This is a genomic window from Pedobacter sp. KACC 23697, from assembly GCF_045348445.1.
Taxonomy (GTDB): domain Bacteria; phylum Bacteroidota; class Bacteroidia; order Sphingobacteriales; family Sphingobacteriaceae; genus Pedobacter.
Map to the genome: position 1 here is coordinate 4319478 of NZ_CP157485.1, position 18005 is coordinate 4337482.

Below are 18005 nucleotides of genomic sequence, written 5' to 3' on the forward strand. Positions count from 1 at the left end.
AATTTCCGTCACTGCGAGAAAGAAAGTGCCTCATACCCATAGGAGTAAGATTGCTTCGTCACTCTTCATGAAGATTTTTATTTTCTATTTATTTCCCGTTTGTGCTTAACCACTTTGGGTATTCTTTTTCAATTAATTTTTGTCCCCAATTGCCGTACCAGGCATATCCATTGCGTCTTTCAGGACTTAATTCTTCTAATTTTGTTTTAATCGTATTGTCCCGATCGCCAAAAATCGGCGTATTTTTATCAAGGTCGTAAAAGCGTGCCCAGGCAATTGCAGTGGGATCTGCGACCAAAGCCGCAGCTTTAACATTGGTTTTAGGGTTTTTCGGTCTATCAAAACGATAGCCTACTATTTTATAGGTATCGAACCATTTTACTGCTGCTGTAATTGCATTTTTTTCTGCTGGAGAAGGATTTTTGATCCGCATTAAAAAGCGGACAATCCCTACTGATTCGCTGGTACTCAATGATGACGGTTCAAACGCCCTGGCTTTTGCGGGCAACATGGAATCTTTATCGTACTGTGCAGCCCAAATGCTTAACACGCCCTTTTGTTTTACCTGTGTTTTGATAATACAATCGATACCTTTTGCAATGGCTTTCTCTGCTTTTTTGATATAAGCTGGATTTACCACTTCGAAATCGTTAGTTTGCGTGGCAATATCCTGTAATATATTCAGCACATTGATCATTGCATCATCGTTATAAGTGATCTCTGATCGGTAAGAAGATTGATCAGGATAATATTGTGGCCAGCCCCCATTGGCATATTGTGCCGACAAAATATAATCCAGGCCTTTTTCGGCAGCATCCAAATAAGCTTTATTCTGTGTTTTTTTATACGCTTTTACCAGGTAAACCACTTCTCTGCTGGTGGCTTTATTATCGAAAGTAGCATGTAAATCTTTAGTTGCCTTTATTTTGGCCAACAACTCAGGCGTTAAAGCTGCGTCATAGTTAACCACGCTCTTATCCTCCAGCTGCTTTGGCCAGCCGCCATTGCCTAATTGATAAACCAGCATTTTATCTGCTGTTGCATCAACAGATTGTTGTGCATAACACGATAGCAATAACGTGCTGCACATTAGGGTTAACCATATTTTTATTTTCATCATGCTGTTTATTTCGTGTTCTGCGTACTTACAGATTTTTTGTTTTCCATTTGCCGTGGTAATTGTCTGCCACAGATGCGCAGAATATGTTTTCATCCAATATGTCAAATTGAACTTAGCCTGTGCTGAGCTTGACGAAGTATCGAAACGCTGTTTGCAGTAATTTTAATAAGTCCTGCGACAGGCTCAGGATGACAATCCTATTGCGTTATCTGTGTTCATCCTTTTCATCTGTGGTTATTTTTTACCCGGCACCTGCTTAATCAACCAGTTCACCAAATCATTCGTCGCTTTAAAATTTTCAAATTCAGCAGGCAATTTTCTGCCATCAATATATTCATTATAAAACCATGGATCGCCCACCGCGAAAACTGTTCCTCTGCCATATTTTGCAGTGGCAACAATCACGTCTCCTTTATCGGTTAATGCAGAAACCGCCGGACTTTTTGCCAAAATGGTCGAAATTTCTTTGATGTAAACTTTTTTGGCTGACTTGAAAACAGCATTTCCTGAAGGAATTTTTATTGCACCCTGCTCAAAGTTTGCACCCTGAACTTTATTGCGGCTATCTTCATTAAAACGGATTCCGAAGGTTTCGGGCAATACATTGAATTTTGAGATTTCGCAATTGCCTGTATCGTTTAAGAGCAGTACCAGAACGCCACCAGCTTTCACCCAGGCTGCAATTTGCTTCGCATGCTCAGCATTCATGTAATTGGGCTTCGCAGTTTCTTTTTCAGTATCAGGATCTACAATAATATAAATATGGCTGCCTTTTAAGTTAACAGTTGTTGGCGCAGTTTTAAGCGTATTGGTTTTTACACCAGCATCGTTAAATATTTTTCCGAATAAAGAGAAGCCATTGTTATCATCCTCTTCCCAAAGGTAATGGAAAGGGATTTTATCTCCGGTAGGGCCAACCATATATTCATTGTTAAAGAAATTATCAACGGTAACAGTTAAACCTTTCCCCGGTTTTGGTAGCTGGTCTATTTCCATTTCAGTAGCAGCACAGATAAATGCGCCAACACCTTTTGGATCATTGGTAATTACTTTTTCACTAATATAATAATCGAAACTGCCATCGCGGTATTTAGGCTTTCCACCCAAACCGGATACGGAAACTGTTTTGGTCAGGTTTACTCTTTCATTGCCAGCTTTTTCTATAAATTCTTTCCTTAAACCTGTATAACCTTTATTTGCAGCGGCCATAAAAGACGGAGTTAACCAGCCTTTACGTACGCCTTTGGCCAAGCCATATACAAACATGCTAGAAGCCGAACTTTCCAGGTAATTACCTTTGCGGGTTGGCATATCTAAAATATCAAACCAAACACCCGATTTCGGGTCCTGGTATTTTACTGTTGCAGTTGCCGTTCGGTTTAAAATGGCTATTAGCTCTTTTCGTTGCGGATGATTGGCCGGAAAATTATCCAGCACATCTACCAAAGCCATGATGTACCAGCCCATTGCCCTGGCCCAGAAATTTGGTGAACGACCTGTTTTTTTATCGGCCCATTGTTCAGTTCTGCTTTCATCATAGCCATGGTATAGCAAACCAGTTTTAGCATCACGGGCGTTTTTTTCCATCAGGATAAACTGTTTGGCGATATCATCAAAAGCGGCATCTTTTTTCATCAGCTTCGCATACTCTGCATAAAATGGTTCGCCCATGTACAAACCGTCCAGCCACATCTGGTTCGGGTAAATTTTCTTGTGCCAGAAACCGCCTTCCCTGGTACGCGGCTGTTTTTGCAACTGATCATATAATTTAGTCGCCGCCAGCAGATATTTCGGCTGTCCGGTCACTTTGTACAATAATAACAAAGACCGGCCATTTTTGATGTGATCAATATTAAAGTCATCTGGTTTATACGTCGCAATATTGCCTTCTTTGTCCAGGTAAGCATCCATGGAACTTTGAATGTACTTAAAATATTTACCGTCGCCGGTATTGCGCCAAACGGCAGCGGCACCTTCCAAAACAACCCCCATATCATAGGTCCATTTGGGGCCTTTAGCACCTTTTAACAGCGTGGTATCCTGAAACAGTTTTTCCATCGCAGTGAGGGTTAACTGTTCAGATAATTTCTTTTGGGCAAATCCAATTTGTGTTAAAACAGAAAAACCAATAAGTGCAACTACTTTATATGAGATTGATTGCTTCATAACGCTCTTACTTTGAAATTTCAAATGCTTTTTTATCTACCTCATCAGCTAAAACGAAAGCTGTTTTGGCTTTAGAAACAGTTGTTCCACCAATTTTTACCCCTTTTGTTTTTTCGCCGGAAACATTAAACAATAACGTGCTGTTATCAGGATATTTTAAATTGCTGATATTGATATTGGATCCGTTCTGGATCATGACAACCGGATTGGTATTTTCTGCAATGATGTTGATGTTCTTTAGAAAAATTCCGGCAGCTTCAATAATTTCGATGCCTTTTTTGGCTTTAATGGTAACGTTTTCCAGGTGGATATCTTTAATGTTCATTTCGGGTAAGCCTCTAAAAAATATCGCCTTTTCGGCACCATTGGCCACTACATCTTTAATGTAAAAGTTTCTGAACTGCGGAGTAGCTTCGGTAACCGGAACAGTAACCGTTTTAATGGCCTCTCTTTTTTCACCCGCCAAAGGAACCGGATCAACCGCCGCATAATACATATCGAACAAAATGGCTTCACCGGGAATATCGATCATGTTGATGTTATTGATATAGATATTTTCGACTACGCCACCACGGCCACGGGTAGTTTTAAAGCGTAAGCCAATATCAGTACCAATAAAAGAACAATCATACACCCAGATGTTTTTTGCCCCACCACTCATTTCACTGCCGATTACAAAACCGCCATGTGCATGATAAACGATATTATTTCTGACGATTACATTTTCGGTTGGTATGCCTCGTTTGCGACCAGCTTCATCACGCCCTGATTTAATGCAGATCCCATCATCACCCACATCAAAAGTGCTGCCTTCAATCAATACGTTTTTACACGATTCTACATCAACACCATCGCCGTTCTGTGCAAACCAGGGATTTTTTACCTGTAAATTCCTTAAGGTTAAATCCTGGCAAAGCAAAGGGTGTAAATTCCAGGCTGGTGAATTCTGAAAGGTAACTCCTTCTAAAAGAATTTTTTTACAGCCTGTTAATACCAATAAATTCGGGCGGAGAAAATCTTTGATATCCTCATAGTCGGCCGCAGTTTTTCCCGCTTCAATTACGCCGGCATTTTTGGTATTCGAACCTTTAACGGTTTTTTCAGATGGATACCACATTTTTCCGTCAGCTTTAACAATGCCTCCGGATGCCACGAGTTTTTTCCACTGTGTTTCGGTAAGTTTATCTTTTTTAACCATACGCCAGGCACCACCATTCCCGTCGATAATCCCGGTCCCGGTAATGGCAATATTTTCGAGGTTTACACCTGAAATCGGGCTCTGGTTCCGCCAGGCAGGCTGGCCTTCCCAATTTCCCTGTACGAGTTTGTATTGATTAAAATCTGCCGTAAATTGAAGGATGGCATCGCGTTTAAGGTGCAAATTTACATTGCTTTTTAATTCGATTGGACCGGTCAACCACAAACCCGAAGGGATTAAGACCACGCCTCCGCCTTTTTCACTCACGCTGGCAATGGTTTTATTAATGCTTTCGGTATTTAAGGTAATGCCATCGCCTTTTGCCCCAAAGCGGACAATGCTCGTTGTATCGTTTTTAAATTTAACCTGCTGAATAATGGGTAAGCTTTGCTTTTGTTGCGCCATCGCAGAACCAGCTGCTGATAAAACTAAGCAGGAGAGAGCTACTTTAATTTGGCATAAACGACCAGAAATATGTTTCATTATTTGCGCTGTTAAATTATACTTGGTTATTGTAATAACAAGTGTACGTTGTTTGCAGCTAAAACAGAAGAGAAATCTATGCAATCGTTGCCGGAGAAACGGGCAAAAAGACCACTACAAGCAGGCAGATAAACACAGTATATCAAGCATTTATCCTCTTATTTCGCTTCCGGATTCCATCCACGGAAAACGTTTTCTAAAATATAGATCTTATATTCTTCATCTGTTAACTGGTGCGACCATTCCACCCTGCTTTTAGGTTCAGCTCCTTTTCCGGTACTTTTATATTCAGCAAAATAAGCCGTTTTTTCATTGCTTTCTTTATCCCAGTTATTCCACCCTTCGTGGCGGATAAAATCAGGTAGTTCGCAATGGAGATAGGCCACTTTTGCATAAGGCCTCCAGGGGCGGCCTAAATAAAAACTATTGGCCGGCGCATCTCCTTTGATTTTACATTTGTTGAGAATGTAACCAAATTTTGTGGTATCAGCAGTTGAAGCAGCTGTAATATAGCCTGCCTTTTTGCAAAAAATGGTGCAGCTTTCGAACCATGCTGTCGAAGCTCCGAAAATGAAATCAACCGTTCCTTCAATATAACAGTTTTTATAATACTGGCGGTTGCCCCCTCCGTAAGTATAAAGCGTATCCTGAAAGCCCAAAAACCGGCAATTGGTAAAAATTAATTTATCGCCACCTGCCCAAACGGCTACGGCCTGGCCCACCGGCCCGGATGAATTTTGGAAAGTAATGTTCTCAGCAGAAAAGCCTTCGCCATAAATGTAAAAGCTTGATGAACCTGATGTACCTTTTTCTTCGCCAAAAATATTTTTTTTCTGGGCGTAGTCATCATAGGTTAAAATGGTTTCGTTTAAACTTTCGCCAATAAGTTTCACATTCTTTTTTGAGGCGGCCAATATCAGCTTTTCTTTATAGATGCCTTTTTTGATAAAAATTACAGTTGTTTTATTTCTAAAATCGGGCACCGCATGGATAGCTTCCTGTACGGTTTTAAAATTTCCGCTTCCATCTGCAGCTACGATAAAATCGGGTTTAACATTGGCTGCATTTGCGATGAATGAAAATACGAGCAGAAAGAACAGGATAATTGCTTTCATATCAATTTGGTTAGGCTAAAATTAAAATCGGCCGCATAAGAATGTAAACTTCACTACGCAGCCGAATTTTAAAAATATATGATGAACAATTTTAAACATTAAAATTCATCAGAATGATTTTTTTTTCGAAATTAAACGTTGCAAACGATCTCGGGAACGATTGCACAGTATTAATTTATTTTATAGATCTCCGAAAATTCTAAACAAATAAAAACTATAATTCTTCAGAACTTTCTGGCAGACGATCGTACTCGCCTTTCCATGCATAAAAGCCGAATATCATCAAGCCCAAACTAATTGGGAGAAAAATAAAAAGGATAATTGCCCACTGCAATATGGTATTGGTACGTTCAATATCTGTATGGGTCAAACCTACCTTATCTATCGCCTGGATAAACAAAAAAGTCATGGTTAATGGCCCTAAAACCATCCAAAACAAGCCTAAAAATTTCTTTAATGTATTCATCCTATTTAGTCGTTAATTTTTTCGTCTCTTTTATTTGATAAATAAATTGTGCCAATAACCAAACTTAGGGCTGCTATCCCTATCGGATACCAAAGGCCGGATAATGGTGTAGCGCCAGAAAAACTTGCAATTAGTGTAGCGATAAATGGCACAAGCCCCCCAAAAACACCATTGCCGATGTGGTAGGGCAGTGACATGGAAGTATACCTGATTTTAGTAGGGAACAGCTCGACCAGAAAAGCAGCAATTGGCCCGTAAACCATGGTTACCAACAAAATCTGGAAAAAGATCAGGCCAACAAATTTCCAGAATACCGGTGTGGGTAAAATTTTATCTTTTATAATCTCCTTACCTAAAAGGATCCCTTTTGTTGCAGAAATGGTATCAATTTGTATCTTATTAAAGGAAGCCCCATTGCTAAGCCTTACTTTAGTGGAAACTGTTCGTAAGCTATCGGTTGAGTTCTCCATTAAAACAGCTGTAAACGGAGCCGGTGTAACAGATAAGATATCCGCCTGTTCAATTTTAGTATAATCGGTATCATCCAAAAAAATCTGATAGATTGGTCGGTAAAAAAGAATACCCAAAAGCATACCGCTTAACATGATCCATTTACGGCCCACCTGATCGCTCCAGGCACCAAAAACCACAAAAAATGGCGTAGCAAAAGCGATTCCCCAGAGCAAAATATATCGCGAATCGTTAAAATCCAGCTTACAGGTGTTTTCCAAAAATGATTGTGCATAAAACTGCCCTGTATACCAGATTACACCTTGCCCCATAGTAGCGCCAAACAGTGCCAGAAGCACCATTTTAAAATTCGCCTTATTGTTAAAACTTTCTTTCAGTGGATTCTTGGAGATATTTCCTTCAGCCTTCAGTTTAGAAAATAGGGGCGACTCGTGCATTTTCATGCGGATGTAGATCGAAACCACAACCAGTACAATCGATAACAGGAAAGGGATTCTCCACCCCCAATGGCCAAATGTTTCAGCTCCTAAAATATTTTTTGTGATGACGATAATCCCTAACGAAAGGAACAAACCCAAAGTTGCAGTGGTCTGGATCCAGCTGGTAAAATAGCCGCGTTTGTTTTTGGGCGCATGCTCTGCCACATAGGTAGCGGCACCACCATATTCGCCACCCAAAGCCAAACCCTGGATTAGCCTTAATATTAAAACCAAAATTGGTGCAGCATAACCGATGCTTTTGTAAGATGGAATTAAACCGATAAAAAATGTAGATCCACCCATGAGTACCAAAGTGAGCAAAAAAGTATATTTCCGGCCAATTAAATCGCCAAGCCTGCCAAAAACCAATGCACCAAACGGACGGACAATAAATCCCGCTGCGAAAATCGCCAAAGTATTGATCAAGGCTGATGCACCTGCATCTTCCGGAAATAACTGATGACCAATGATCACCGCAAGGCTGCCAAAAATGTAAAAATCGTACCATTCAATCAACGTGCCCAGAGAGGATGCACCGATTACTTTAAAGATATTGTTCTTGGGTAAATTGTCGCTCATAAGTGATCCGGAATATTTGGTTTACCAAGATAAACATTTGCGCCATAAACGGCAACCAGTAATGTTTGTCGGTTAATTTGTTACAAAATCAAACATTTTGGCTTTAGTTTTGTAATTTCACCGATAACTAATTCATTTTCCATCATATTATATGCTGTTAATACAAAACATCAGGTTAAGTAGAATTTTGAGGAATACATGGCATGTTGATCTGATCATGATTGCCTCTTGTACTGTAGCTTATCTTGTACGAGAATATTTAATTGCGCATCATTTTTCCATTCCATCAATAATCCCAACCGTTTTAGGTACGGCGATTGCTTTTTTCATCGGTTTTAACAATAACCAGGCTTACGACAGGTGGTGGGAAGCAAGAAAAGTATGGGGAGCCCTGGTAAATGATTCCCGCTCCTATGCAAGGGCTTTGCTCAATTATGTTGAGGAAGATGAAGAAAGCGTAAAAAGGATGATTTACAGGCATATTGCATTCTTATACGCACTAAAAGCTAATTTAAGGGGAGCGGTAGACGAAATTTATACCAAATATTTAACCGCAGCCGATTTAAAAGAAATAGAAAAACACAACAATAAGCATAATGCCATTTTAAATATCCAATCGAGGGATTTACAAAAGTTATCAAAATCACATGCTATTGATGGCTTCCGTTTTATCGAGATTAATGAAATGCTCACCCGGTTTTCTGATTCAATGGGTATGAGCGAGCGCATTAAAAATACCATATTCCCCACAACCTATACCTATCTTACCAAGGTGTTTATCTGGTTATTTGTAGTTACATTTACCCTCGTAATTAGTCAGGATGCTGGGCCTGCTGCCATCTTTTTAGGTTGGCTGATCGGTTTTGTATTTGTATCTACGCAGATTAATGGCATGAGCCTGGTTAACCCTTTCGAAAACAATTCGGCAGGCGTTCCGCTAAACCAAATTACCAGGACGATAGAGATTAATCTTTTGCAAATGTTGGAAGAAGAAGAAATTCCGGAGCCGGTTAAGCCTATCAATGAAGAATACGTTCTTTAAATTTAGGTTTTTCCCATAGATACGAAGGGAAAAAGCCGGGAGACCATAACTGCATTCAGATAGCTTTTAGATGATGCATCTGTGGCAGATTAATAAATGCATTCATCATTCCGACTAATTCTTTAACTCAATTTTTAATTTCTCTTCAAAAAGCACTGATTTAGCCTTGAACTGTGGATCAGAAAAAGAAATATTGGCTGTGGCATAAATAATCTTGCTATCTTTTCCAACCAGCACATTAGATGGAAAACCATGATTAACATTTAGTTTTCTAATCTCGTCATTACTCAGGGATACTATTTCATATTTGTAGCCGTTTCGTTTTTGAAATCGCCTGGCAATAGCAGGACTATCATGGGTAATGCCGATAAACCTTACAGCCTTTTTGCCATATTTAGCGACCAGGTTATTCAATTCGGGCATTTCGGCTATACATGGAGGGCATTTTTCGAACCAAAAGTTGATCACGACTATCTGGTTTTTTAAATCGATATTGGAAAATGGTTTTTTATTGATGGTTACACCATTAAAAGAAGGTAAATCTTTACCCGTCAAATCTTCAAAAAAAGTTTCCTGCGTAGCCCATTTAACCGGGGCATCTTGGGCAAATGCTTTAAAAGAAAAAACACAGCATAAAAAGATAAGGTAAATTTTCATCAGCGTTAAATATAAAAAAAGTCCGGCCATTACAGCAGGACTTCAATATTTGTTTGGTTTAGAAAATCTTATTTAAAGGTAATGGAGCCATATTCAGATTTGATGGATACGTTTGCAGCACCACCGCTACCGATTTTGCCCGTATATTTTTTAGTTTCATCATCTTTACTAACCAAACTTGATGTGACGTTTGAACCATATTTAAAGCCGGCATACGAAGTAGAAACATTGAAGTTACCATTATAACGATCTGCAAAGCCCAATCCAACATTTGCATATTCACCCCCGAAAGTGAAGTTTTTACAAGCCGGCGTAATTTCGTTCACATTTAGACGGTTGTAATCCATTTTGATGGTAGCATCACCATTCAACGTACCTAAATTAACATTTGAGTATTCTGCGTTAACTGCAATTTTACCTGCTGATGCAATATTTAAATCGCCATAAGCTTGTTTGACTACCGCATTGCCTTTAACCGTATTGATGTTTACTTTGGCATATTCGGCACTCAAGAGCAAGTTGCCGCCTATGGTGCCAACGGTTAAGCCTCTTCCATACTCTACTTTAAGATCCGCAGATTTTCTGATGGTATTGATGTTTACGGCTACGTATTCCGCAACGAGTTCTAAAGTGCCTACAGCACCAATGGTTACCGGTCCGTTATATTCGTGCTTAATCACGGCTGCATTTAAATCCTGAATATCACATTTCCCATACTGAACATTGATATAGTTGTTGGTATTGCTCAGGTTTCCTGCTACAAGATTGCCGTATTCTACCTTTAATGAAGTTGGTCCGGCAAAATTGCCCATTTCAACACTACCATATTGCTGTTGCACGGTTAAAGGATTTACTGCTGGCATAAATACGGTATAATTCACCTTTACTTCTCTTCTCCAGGTCGTCACACCATTTTTTATTCCACGTCCATAACGCCCGTTTCTGTCACCCATATTGGTTTTGAAAGAAACCACATCCCCATTTTTAGTGGCATCAATACTCACGCCATCAATTAATTTCTGCACATCGCTGTCTGAATTGCTGTAAGCTTTAATATCTACATCAACACGTACCTCATTTTTATCCCAGGTTTTGATTACGATAGACCCGAACTGGTTATTTAAACTCACCTTGTCATTTCTATCCACATTAAAGCTTTTACTAAAGGATTTTGAACGTTCAGCATCGCTGCCTGTTTGCTTGTATACAGAAGTATTAACCATCGCAATCATTGATGAATTCTCTGTATGATCTACCATTACTTTCTCTGATGGACTATTTACCACCACTTCCTGCGCATTGGTTTTTACGGCAACTAAAGCCAAAAAGGCTAAAAATATTCTTATTTTTTTCATGTTGTTAAATATTAAACACCTATGCGCTTAAAACCTGCCGGCTGGCCTTAAACTTTCGATGTGGTGAGCGTTCTCCTATTCGTATCAAGTATGTTGAATCAAATATCAAGACAGATGTTGATACCAAATTTGTTTGTTTTACTTGTATTAAATCTGGTTAACTCTTTTATAATCGTCAACCTGGTTAATAATCAATAATTGTTGTTTTAATAATTGCAATTGTATTTCGCGGTTTTTTACCATAGCCTTTACCACAAAAGTTTGGTTAGGTGAGGTTGGCAATTCTGCTTTTAATTTTTCGTAATCTTCGTCGAGTTTTCTTAAATCAGCTGTAAATTTTTTATAAAGTTCTGGATTTGCTGAAGCAAAAATGGCCAGACTATCTCTTTTTTCGGTTATTAAACCTGCAAAATGAACATCCTTTTTGGCATATGAAGCACTAACGTCTGCAATTTCTAAATCTTTGTTTCGTGATTTTCCTACGTACAACCAGGCTAAACCGAAAATAACCACTATAGCCGCTGCCGCACTCATCCATAAATACAGTTTGACCGGTTTTTTTTTCTTTTTTTTATCTAAACCTTGTTCAATCTTTGCCCAAAGATCTGCCGATGGCTCCATCATATCGAAAGCTTTACGGTTTTCTTTTACAAAGGTTTCCAATCTATTATTCATCTCTCATCCCTTTCGTTTCTAAAATACTTTTTAACTTATTTTTAGCCCTCATGTACTGCGTACGGCTGGTATTTTCGCTTATTTTTAAAATATGTGCAATCTCCTCATGGTCGTATCCTTCCAAAAGGTACAAACTTAATACTACCCTGTAACCATCCGGCAATTGGGTAATGGCCTGCCTTATTTCTTCGGCCTGCAATTTCATTTCACTGTCATCAAAACTATCTTCGTCCGGTACTTCCGATATTTCATCCGTACCTACAAACTCCATCTTCCGCTTACGCAGGTAATTGATGGATTTGTTGATCACAATCTGCTTTAGCCAGAGCCCAAAGGTAGTTTCCTGCCTAAAATCAACAATTCTGGTAAAAGCATCTAAAAATGCTTCCTGTAAAACATCTTCAGCCTCTTCCTCGTAATTTAAAATGCGCAGTGCCACATTATACATCGCCTTTGCATACAGCTTGTACAATTCAAACTGTGCTGCGCGACTGCCCTGCATGCATTTTTTAACGAGTTCCAGATTTTTATCGATGTATACGGCTTCCAAAATTTCGAATATTCTGATAATAAGACATCAAGGATTTTAAAACGTTGCATCAAGGTAGAAAAAATTTTAAAATATCTTAATTTCAGGTTAACATGTGGAACATGCAGGAAACATGTCTATGTTAATCATTTTTCTATTTCTTAAAATAAAGTATTTTCCAAAAACCGTAGTGACTTACATGTACTAACCTGATTTGAATTAATAATGTAGCTTTAAATTTGTCTCATTTAAGATATTTTTAATTCTGAATCGTCACCCTGAATTTATTTCAGGGTCTTTCATGCCAAAAGATGCTGAAATAAATTCAGCATGACGAATACAGATAAATCCGGCGCTTTTAAAGCACTATTTCAACAAATAACTATCAATTTCAGGTTATCAGTAAATGTAGGGTTCTGTGCTTTTGGCCATTTCAGCCCCGCTTTCCATTACAAGTCCTCGCTGCGCTCCGGGCTTTCCATTGCAATCCGGGTTTAATTACAAAGCCTGGCGTCCTGAAAACGGGCCATTGTTAATAAACCCGACAGCAGCGAACACGTAGTGCAACGAAGTAAAGCGGATGGCGGGACTACAGTACCGATGAAATGCTGCACTTTCATTTCCAAAAAATAGAGATCATTTAAAAGTATCAGGAAATGTAGGGTTCTGCACCTTTGGCCATTTCAGCCCCGCTTTCCATTACAAGTCCTCGCTGCGCTCCGGGCTTTCCATTGCAATCCGGGTTTAATTACAAAGCCTGGCGTCCTGAAAACGGGCCATTGTTAATAAACCCGACAGCAGCGAACACGTAGTGCAACGAAGTAAAGCGTATGGCGGGACTACAGCACCGATGAAATGCTGCACTTTCATTTCCAAAAAATAGAGATCATTTAAAAGTATCAGGAAATGTAGGGTCCTGCACCTTTGGCCATTTTAGCCCTGCATTTGGTACGAGTTCCGGTGAAGGACCGGAAGCTCTTCCCGACAATCAGGTTTAGAGACAACGTTTGGTGCACTGAAAACTAACCTTTTTCATCAACCCGACAGGAGCGGGCATCCCGATTTTTTCAATCGGGATAAAGCGGATGGCGGGACTACAGCACCGATGAAATGCTGCACTTTCATTTCCAAAAAATAGAAATAATTTATAAATACCAGCAAATTAAATGCCCTTTGCTTTTTGACATTTGTGGAAAATCAGCTGCCAGATCATCATAAATTTGAAAACCCTGATCCAAACCATTAACTTCATGCCATGGAAACCGATTTAATCCTTTCAGAAATTAACGAGCTACACCAAAAAGCAAACCAGGCTTTAGAAAATAAAGATTTAATGGCCTATACATCGATGTTTGGCGATGATTTGAGTTTTACCCCTTTCGAAAAACCCACCATAAACAAACGTGATTTTACCATCGATTTAAAAAAATATTTCAGCGGGGCCAGAACCATACAAACCAGCCATTATCGGATCAAATCGTCTGTGGAGAATGATATTTTTACCGAGAAAATTGCACGTAAATCGGTTATTTTAAAACCCAATCTGCTTTTTTTTACTAAAAAACAGACCATACAAACGGAAGAAATTTACCACTGGAAAAATAGTAAAGGAGAATGGAAGGTTATCGCCCTGGAGATTACTTTAGAAGAAAAGTATTAGCAAATAAAGTATAATCCCTTCATTTTTTGACCTATATCAAAGGTTAAGTTTTTTAATCCCCGCACCTTTGGAGTATTAAAAAATTTAAAAATGAAAAAAGAACATTTCAAACACATCAACACACTTTTTGTGGTTATCCCCATGACATTAATTATGGCATTTGTGGGTTTAATGCGGAACTATGGTTTTGGCGAGGGTTGGTTCCTCAAATTCTTAAAGGCCTGGAGCGTGATGCTGCCTGTAGCTTATTTTGCAGCCTTTATTATTATTCCCAACGCCCGGAAACTGGCAGAAAAAGTCACTTCTAAAACCTAAACATGGTTACATTTGGCTAAAAGTATTTTTAATGTGCAAACAGCTTTCTAATTATATCAGAGAAAAAATTATCATCAGCGATGAGGTGATGGAAAAAGTATTGTCTTTTTTCAAGTTCGTGCAGGTAAAGAAAAACGAAATCCTGATCAGCCCTGGCGAAACATGTCAGCGCATTTACTTTGTTGACAAAGGTTGTCTGCGAATTTTTTTCTTAACAGCAGGTGGCACCGAAGCCACAAGGCATTTTGCTTTCGAAAACCAATTTGCAACAGCCCTGGTGAGTTTCATTACCAACGAAACGTCAAAGGAATTTGTGCAGGCCGTAGAAGACACGAATCTATCCTATATTTCGCAAAACGATTTTTACTCCCTGCTTCAAATTGTGCCCCAGTGGGAAAAACTTTACCGCCATTATCTGGAGTACGCGTACGTGACCAATACCAACAGGCTGATGTCTTTTATTACGCTTGATGCCACAGCGCGTTACCGCCAGTTACTTGCACAAAATCCGAGCATAGTGATGCGCCTACCCAACAAAATGGTGGCCTCTTATCTCAATATTTCACAGGAAACGCTGAGCAGATTAAAATCGAAAGCATAAATTTAGGCCGTGATTTTAAGTCTGCCAGGTTATTTTATCCAAACATATTTGTTCGCTACAATATTTGCATTTTCATCTACACTTTTTAGCTGGTTAAAACGACCAAAGTGTATCTTGCGAAATTCATGAAACCAAACCAATAATAGTATTTCTGCCAAAGGATAAAGTTTTAACATCATACAATATGGTTTTCTTCACTAAAATTTTCATTAATTAAAAGTTTTCAAAATGCAAACTTTTAAGGTCCTAAAAATCCAGTCCAAAAACCTTCAGCTATAGCACCAACTTTAAAACAAAATCGGTATTTTTGCCGCTCAATTTAGATTATATATATGTTAAGAACAGTAACTTGTGGTGCATTAAACCTAAATAACTTAGGCGAAAGTGTTACGTTATGTGGTTGGGTACAAAAATCAAGAGATTTGGGCGGTATGACTTTTATCGATATCCGCGATCGTTATGGTATTACCCAGTTGGTTTTTAACATGGACGATAATCGTGAGCTTTGCGAAACCGCACGTACTTTAGGTCGCGAGTTTGTTATTAAAGCTGTTGGTACCGTTGTAGAAAGAAGCAACAAGAACCCAAAAATGGCTACCGGCGATGTGGAGATTAAAATTTCGGCATTAGAGATTTTAAATTCTGCAAAATTACCACCGTTTATGATCGATGATGAAACGGATGGCGGTGATGAGTTGCGTATGAAATACCGTTATCTGGATTTACGCCGTAACCCGGTGCGCAATAATCTGGTTTTACGTCATAAAATGGCACAATCGGTTCGCCGTTATCTGGATGCTTTAGATTTTATAGAGGTTGAAACGCCGGTGTTAATTAAATCAACACCAGAAGGCGCAAGAGATTTTGTAGTGCCTAGCCGCATGAATGAAGGTGAGTTTTATGCTTTACCTCAATCGCCGCAAACCTTTAAACAATTGTTGATGGTTTCGGGTTTCGACCGTTATTTCCAGATTGTAAAATGCTTCAGGGATGAAGATTTAAGGGCCGACCGTCAGCCGGAGTTTACACAGATCGACTGCGAAATGTCGTTCATCGAGCAGGAGGATATTTTAAATACTTTTGAAGGATTGATCCGTACTTTATTTAAAGAAGTGCGCAATTACGACCTACCGGAGGTGCCACGTATGCAATATGCAGACGCGATGCGTTTATATGGTTCTGACAAACCAGATACCCGTTTTGCCATGCAGTTTGTGGAGCTTAACGATCTGGTAAAAGGAAAAGGCTTTCCTGTTTTCGATCATGCTGAATTGGTGGTAGGTATCAATGCAAAAGGAGCGGCAAGCTATACACGCAAGCAACTGGATGAATTAACAGATTTCATCAAACGCCCGCAAATTGGCGCTACAGGTTTAATTTATGCCCGTCATAATGACGATGGAACCATAAAATCTTCCGTAGATAAATTTTTTAATGAGGAAGACCTAAAACAATGGAGTGAGGCTTTCGCTACAGAAAAAGGCGATTTATTATTGATCTTAGCCGGTTCTACCGATAAAGTACGCAAACAGTTAAATGAGCTTCGCTTAGAAATGGGTAACCGTTTAGGCTTACGCGATAAAAATACGTTCTCTGCCCTTTGGGTATTGGATTTCCCGCTTTTGGAATGGGATGAAGAAACCGAACGTTACCATGCCATGCACCATCCGTTCACTTCACCAAAACCTGAAGATATTGCTTTATTGGATACCAAACCGGGTGAAGTACGCGCCAATGCATACGATTTGGTGATTAACGGAACGGAAGTAGGTGGCGGATCGATCCGGATCCATGATCGTGCATTGCAGGCTTTGATGTTCAAACATTTAGGTTTTAGCGCAGAAGAAGCACAAAAACAATTTGGTTTCTTAATGGATGCTTTCGAATTTGGTGCACCTCCACATGGCGGAATTGCTTTTGGTTTCGACCGCTTGACTTCAATTTTCGCAGGTTTAGACTCCATCCGTGATGTGATTGCTTTCCCTAAAAACAACTCAGGAAGAGATGTCATGATTGATAGCCCGAGTACAATTGATGAGAAACAATTGAAAGAATTGAAAATTAAGACGGATTTATAAACAGATCCATCATGCTGAACTCGTTTTCAGCATCTTTTTAAAGAGCCCCTGAAATAAATCCGATAGCTATTGGACAGGGTGACGAAACGCATGAAAAAGCCTCAGAATTTAAAATCCTGAGGCTTTTTTGATTGAAGTCATTATGAGTTTCGCTCACTAATTGCCTAATGAACTATTGAACCAATTTAACTAATATGTTTCACTATCTGGCGGGATGCCATAATCAATAAACTTCTTTTCTTTTTTTTCTTTCTTTTTACCGAACCAACCTTTAACAGAATTAAAAATTGCCGATAAATGTTCTGCATCAAGTGATTTACCAACCTTGCCCGAAATCAGACCTACTGCTGCCTTGGTTAAAAAACCAGCCCCTCTGAAGAGGGTTTTATTCATTACCATAGGTAAAAGCAATGACATGGCTGTACCACTGATATTTAATTTTTCGTCTGCTTTGAACAGATTATTAGGTGTAGCATACCGTTTAATCAATGCACCAAGCGTAAACTGCTTAAAAAAAGTTTTGGTATCTGATTTAAGCATATTTTGCTTAAGGGTATACTCCACCTTAAGTTCTAATTTTCTCGCCTGCAGATCTTCTAAGTTCCGGATTTCTTTATAACTTCTCATCTTCCTCCTTATCTGCAAGTTTATCAAAGTATTTTCTAATTGCTACATTGATAATTGCTTTTTCAATGTATTTATCTTTGGTTAAATAAACAATGATGGCCAATAAAATATAGAATAGGGAAACGCAGCCAAAACCTCCGGCATAACTACCCAACAGATCTGATACGTATAGCGCCAAGGTTACCGAGCCAAATAAAAAGGCCAAAATAAAGCAAACAATAACAGCAGTACTGGTTACCAGATCGGCAAAAATTTTTGATGCCTTTTCTACAATGTAAAGTCTGGCATACTCTACCCTGGCTTCTAAAAAACCCTTAGCATCGTCTACCAGATCTTCAATACTTTTATCTTTATTCTCCTGCATAATTCAGATGAGATTTAACCGGTAA

18 protein-coding genes are annotated in these 18005 nt (G+C 39.1%); 5 read left to right on the top strand and 13 right to left on the bottom strand.

What is annotated here, in order from left to right; genetic code table 11:
• Window positions 1–88: 88 nt before the first annotated feature.
• The 6 genes from pelA to ABEG20_RS17425 all read right to left on the bottom strand — a co-directional run bounded on the left by pelA (window position 89) and on the right by ABEG20_RS17425 (window position 8077).
• Complete coding sequence (gene pelA, locus ABEG20_RS17400; RefSeq protein ID WP_406824520.1) at window positions 89–1213, bottom strand: pectate lyase; 1125 nt, start codon at window positions 1211–1213, stop codon at window positions 89–91.
• A gap of 141 nt (window positions 1214–1354) precedes the next feature.
• Entirely contained in the window at window positions 1355–3286 is a 1932-nt protein-coding gene (locus ABEG20_RS17405) for a glycoside hydrolase family 88 protein (protein ID WP_406824521.1), read from the bottom strand.
• 7 nt (window positions 3287–3293) lie between these two features.
• The gene (locus tag ABEG20_RS17410) at window positions 3294–4967 is read right to left on the bottom strand and encodes a glycoside hydrolase family 28 protein (protein ID WP_406824522.1); all 1674 of its coding nucleotides are present in this window, start codon (window positions 4965–4967) and stop codon (window positions 3294–3296) included.
• A 158-nt stretch (window positions 4968–5125) separates the two neighbouring features.
• Window positions 5126–6082 (bottom strand): pectinesterase family protein, encoded by a 957-nt coding sequence (locus ABEG20_RS17415; RefSeq protein WP_406824523.1) that lies wholly within the window; start codon window positions 6080–6082, stop codon window positions 5126–5128.
• 214 nt (window positions 6083–6296) lie between these two features.
• Window positions 6297–6548 (bottom strand): DUF6814 family protein, encoded by a 252-nt coding sequence (locus tag ABEG20_RS17420; protein WP_406824524.1) that lies wholly within the window; start codon window positions 6546–6548, stop codon window positions 6297–6299.
• A gap of 5 nt (window positions 6549–6553) precedes the next feature.
• A complete protein-coding gene (locus ABEG20_RS17425; protein ID WP_406824525.1) occupies window positions 6554–8077 on the bottom strand; it encodes an MFS transporter in 1524 nt (507 codons plus the stop codon).
• Window positions 8078–8228: 151 nt separating this feature from the next.
• Between ABEG20_RS17425 and ABEG20_RS17430 the strand changes: the two genes are divergently transcribed.
• Window positions 8229–9119 carry a bestrophin family protein gene (locus tag ABEG20_RS17430; RefSeq protein ID WP_406824526.1) on the top strand — a complete coding sequence of 297 codons (891 nt, stop codon included), beginning with the start codon at window positions 8229–8231 and terminating at the stop codon, window positions 9117–9119.
• Between the two features lie 114 nt (window positions 9120–9233).
• Here the strand turns inward: ABEG20_RS17430 and ABEG20_RS17435 are convergent, their stop codons facing one another.
• The 4 genes from ABEG20_RS17435 to ABEG20_RS17450 form a co-directional block, all read right to left on the bottom strand.
• Window positions 9234–9776 (bottom strand): TlpA family protein disulfide reductase, encoded by a 543-nt coding sequence (locus ABEG20_RS17435; protein ID WP_406824527.1) that lies wholly within the window; start codon window positions 9774–9776, stop codon window positions 9234–9236.
• A gap of 68 nt (window positions 9777–9844) precedes the next feature.
• Window positions 9845–11131, bottom strand: coding sequence for a hypothetical protein (locus tag ABEG20_RS17440; RefSeq protein ID WP_406824528.1), 1287 nt, complete (start codon window positions 11129–11131; stop codon window positions 9845–9847).
• A 147-nt stretch (window positions 11132–11278) separates the two neighbouring features.
• Complete coding sequence (locus ABEG20_RS17445; RefSeq protein ID WP_406824529.1) at window positions 11279–11806, bottom strand: hypothetical protein; 528 nt, start codon at window positions 11804–11806, stop codon at window positions 11279–11281.
• The gene (locus ABEG20_RS17450; RefSeq protein WP_406824530.1) at window positions 11799–12356 is read right to left on the bottom strand and encodes an RNA polymerase sigma factor; all 558 of its coding nucleotides are present in this window, start codon (window positions 12354–12356) and stop codon (window positions 11799–11801) included. Before ABEG20_RS17450 ends, ABEG20_RS17445 begins: the two co-directional genes overlap by 8 nt.
• A 1234-nt stretch (window positions 12357–13590) precedes the next feature.
• On the opposite strand from ABEG20_RS17450, the gene ABEG20_RS17455 reads away from it, so the two are divergent.
• The 3 genes from ABEG20_RS17455 (at window position 13591) to ABEG20_RS17465 (ending at window position 14911) form a co-directional block, all read left to right on the top strand.
• Complete coding sequence (locus ABEG20_RS17455) at window positions 13591–13995, top strand: hypothetical protein (protein ID WP_406824531.1); 405 nt, start codon at window positions 13591–13593, stop codon at window positions 13993–13995.
• A 90-nt stretch (window positions 13996–14085) separates the two neighbouring features.
• Window positions 14086–14310 (top strand): DUF2798 domain-containing protein, encoded by a 225-nt coding sequence (locus ABEG20_RS17460; RefSeq protein ID WP_406824532.1) that lies wholly within the window; start codon window positions 14086–14088, stop codon window positions 14308–14310.
• A gap of 31 nt (window positions 14311–14341) precedes the next feature.
• On the top strand, window positions 14342–14911 hold the full coding sequence (locus ABEG20_RS17465; protein ID WP_406824533.1) for a Crp/Fnr family transcriptional regulator: 570 nt from the start codon (window positions 14342–14344) through the stop codon (window positions 14909–14911).
• A 29-nt stretch (window positions 14912–14940) separates the two neighbouring features.
• On the opposite strand, the gene ABEG20_RS17470 is transcribed toward ABEG20_RS17465, so the two are convergent.
• A complete protein-coding gene (locus ABEG20_RS17470; RefSeq protein WP_406824534.1) occupies window positions 14941–15090 on the bottom strand; it encodes a hypothetical protein in 150 nt (49 codons plus the stop codon).
• A 153-nt stretch (window positions 15091–15243) separates the two neighbouring features.
• Between ABEG20_RS17470 and aspS the strand changes: the two genes are divergently transcribed.
• Complete coding sequence (gene aspS / locus ABEG20_RS17475; protein WP_406824535.1) at window positions 15244–16989, top strand: aspartate--tRNA ligase; 1746 nt, start codon at window positions 15244–15246, stop codon at window positions 16987–16989.
• A gap of 189 nt (window positions 16990–17178) precedes the next feature.
• Here aspS and ABEG20_RS17480 read toward each other — a convergent pair whose 3' ends face one another.
• Window positions 17179–17616 (bottom strand): hypothetical protein, encoded by a 438-nt coding sequence (locus tag ABEG20_RS17480; RefSeq protein WP_406824536.1) that lies wholly within the window; start codon window positions 17614–17616, stop codon window positions 17179–17181.
• On the bottom strand, window positions 17603–17980 hold the full coding sequence (locus tag ABEG20_RS17485; RefSeq protein WP_406824537.1) for a phage holin family protein: 378 nt from the start codon (window positions 17978–17980) through the stop codon (window positions 17603–17605). Before ABEG20_RS17485 ends, ABEG20_RS17480 begins: the two co-directional genes overlap by 14 nt.
• Between the last annotated feature and the right edge of the window lie 25 nt (window positions 17981–18005).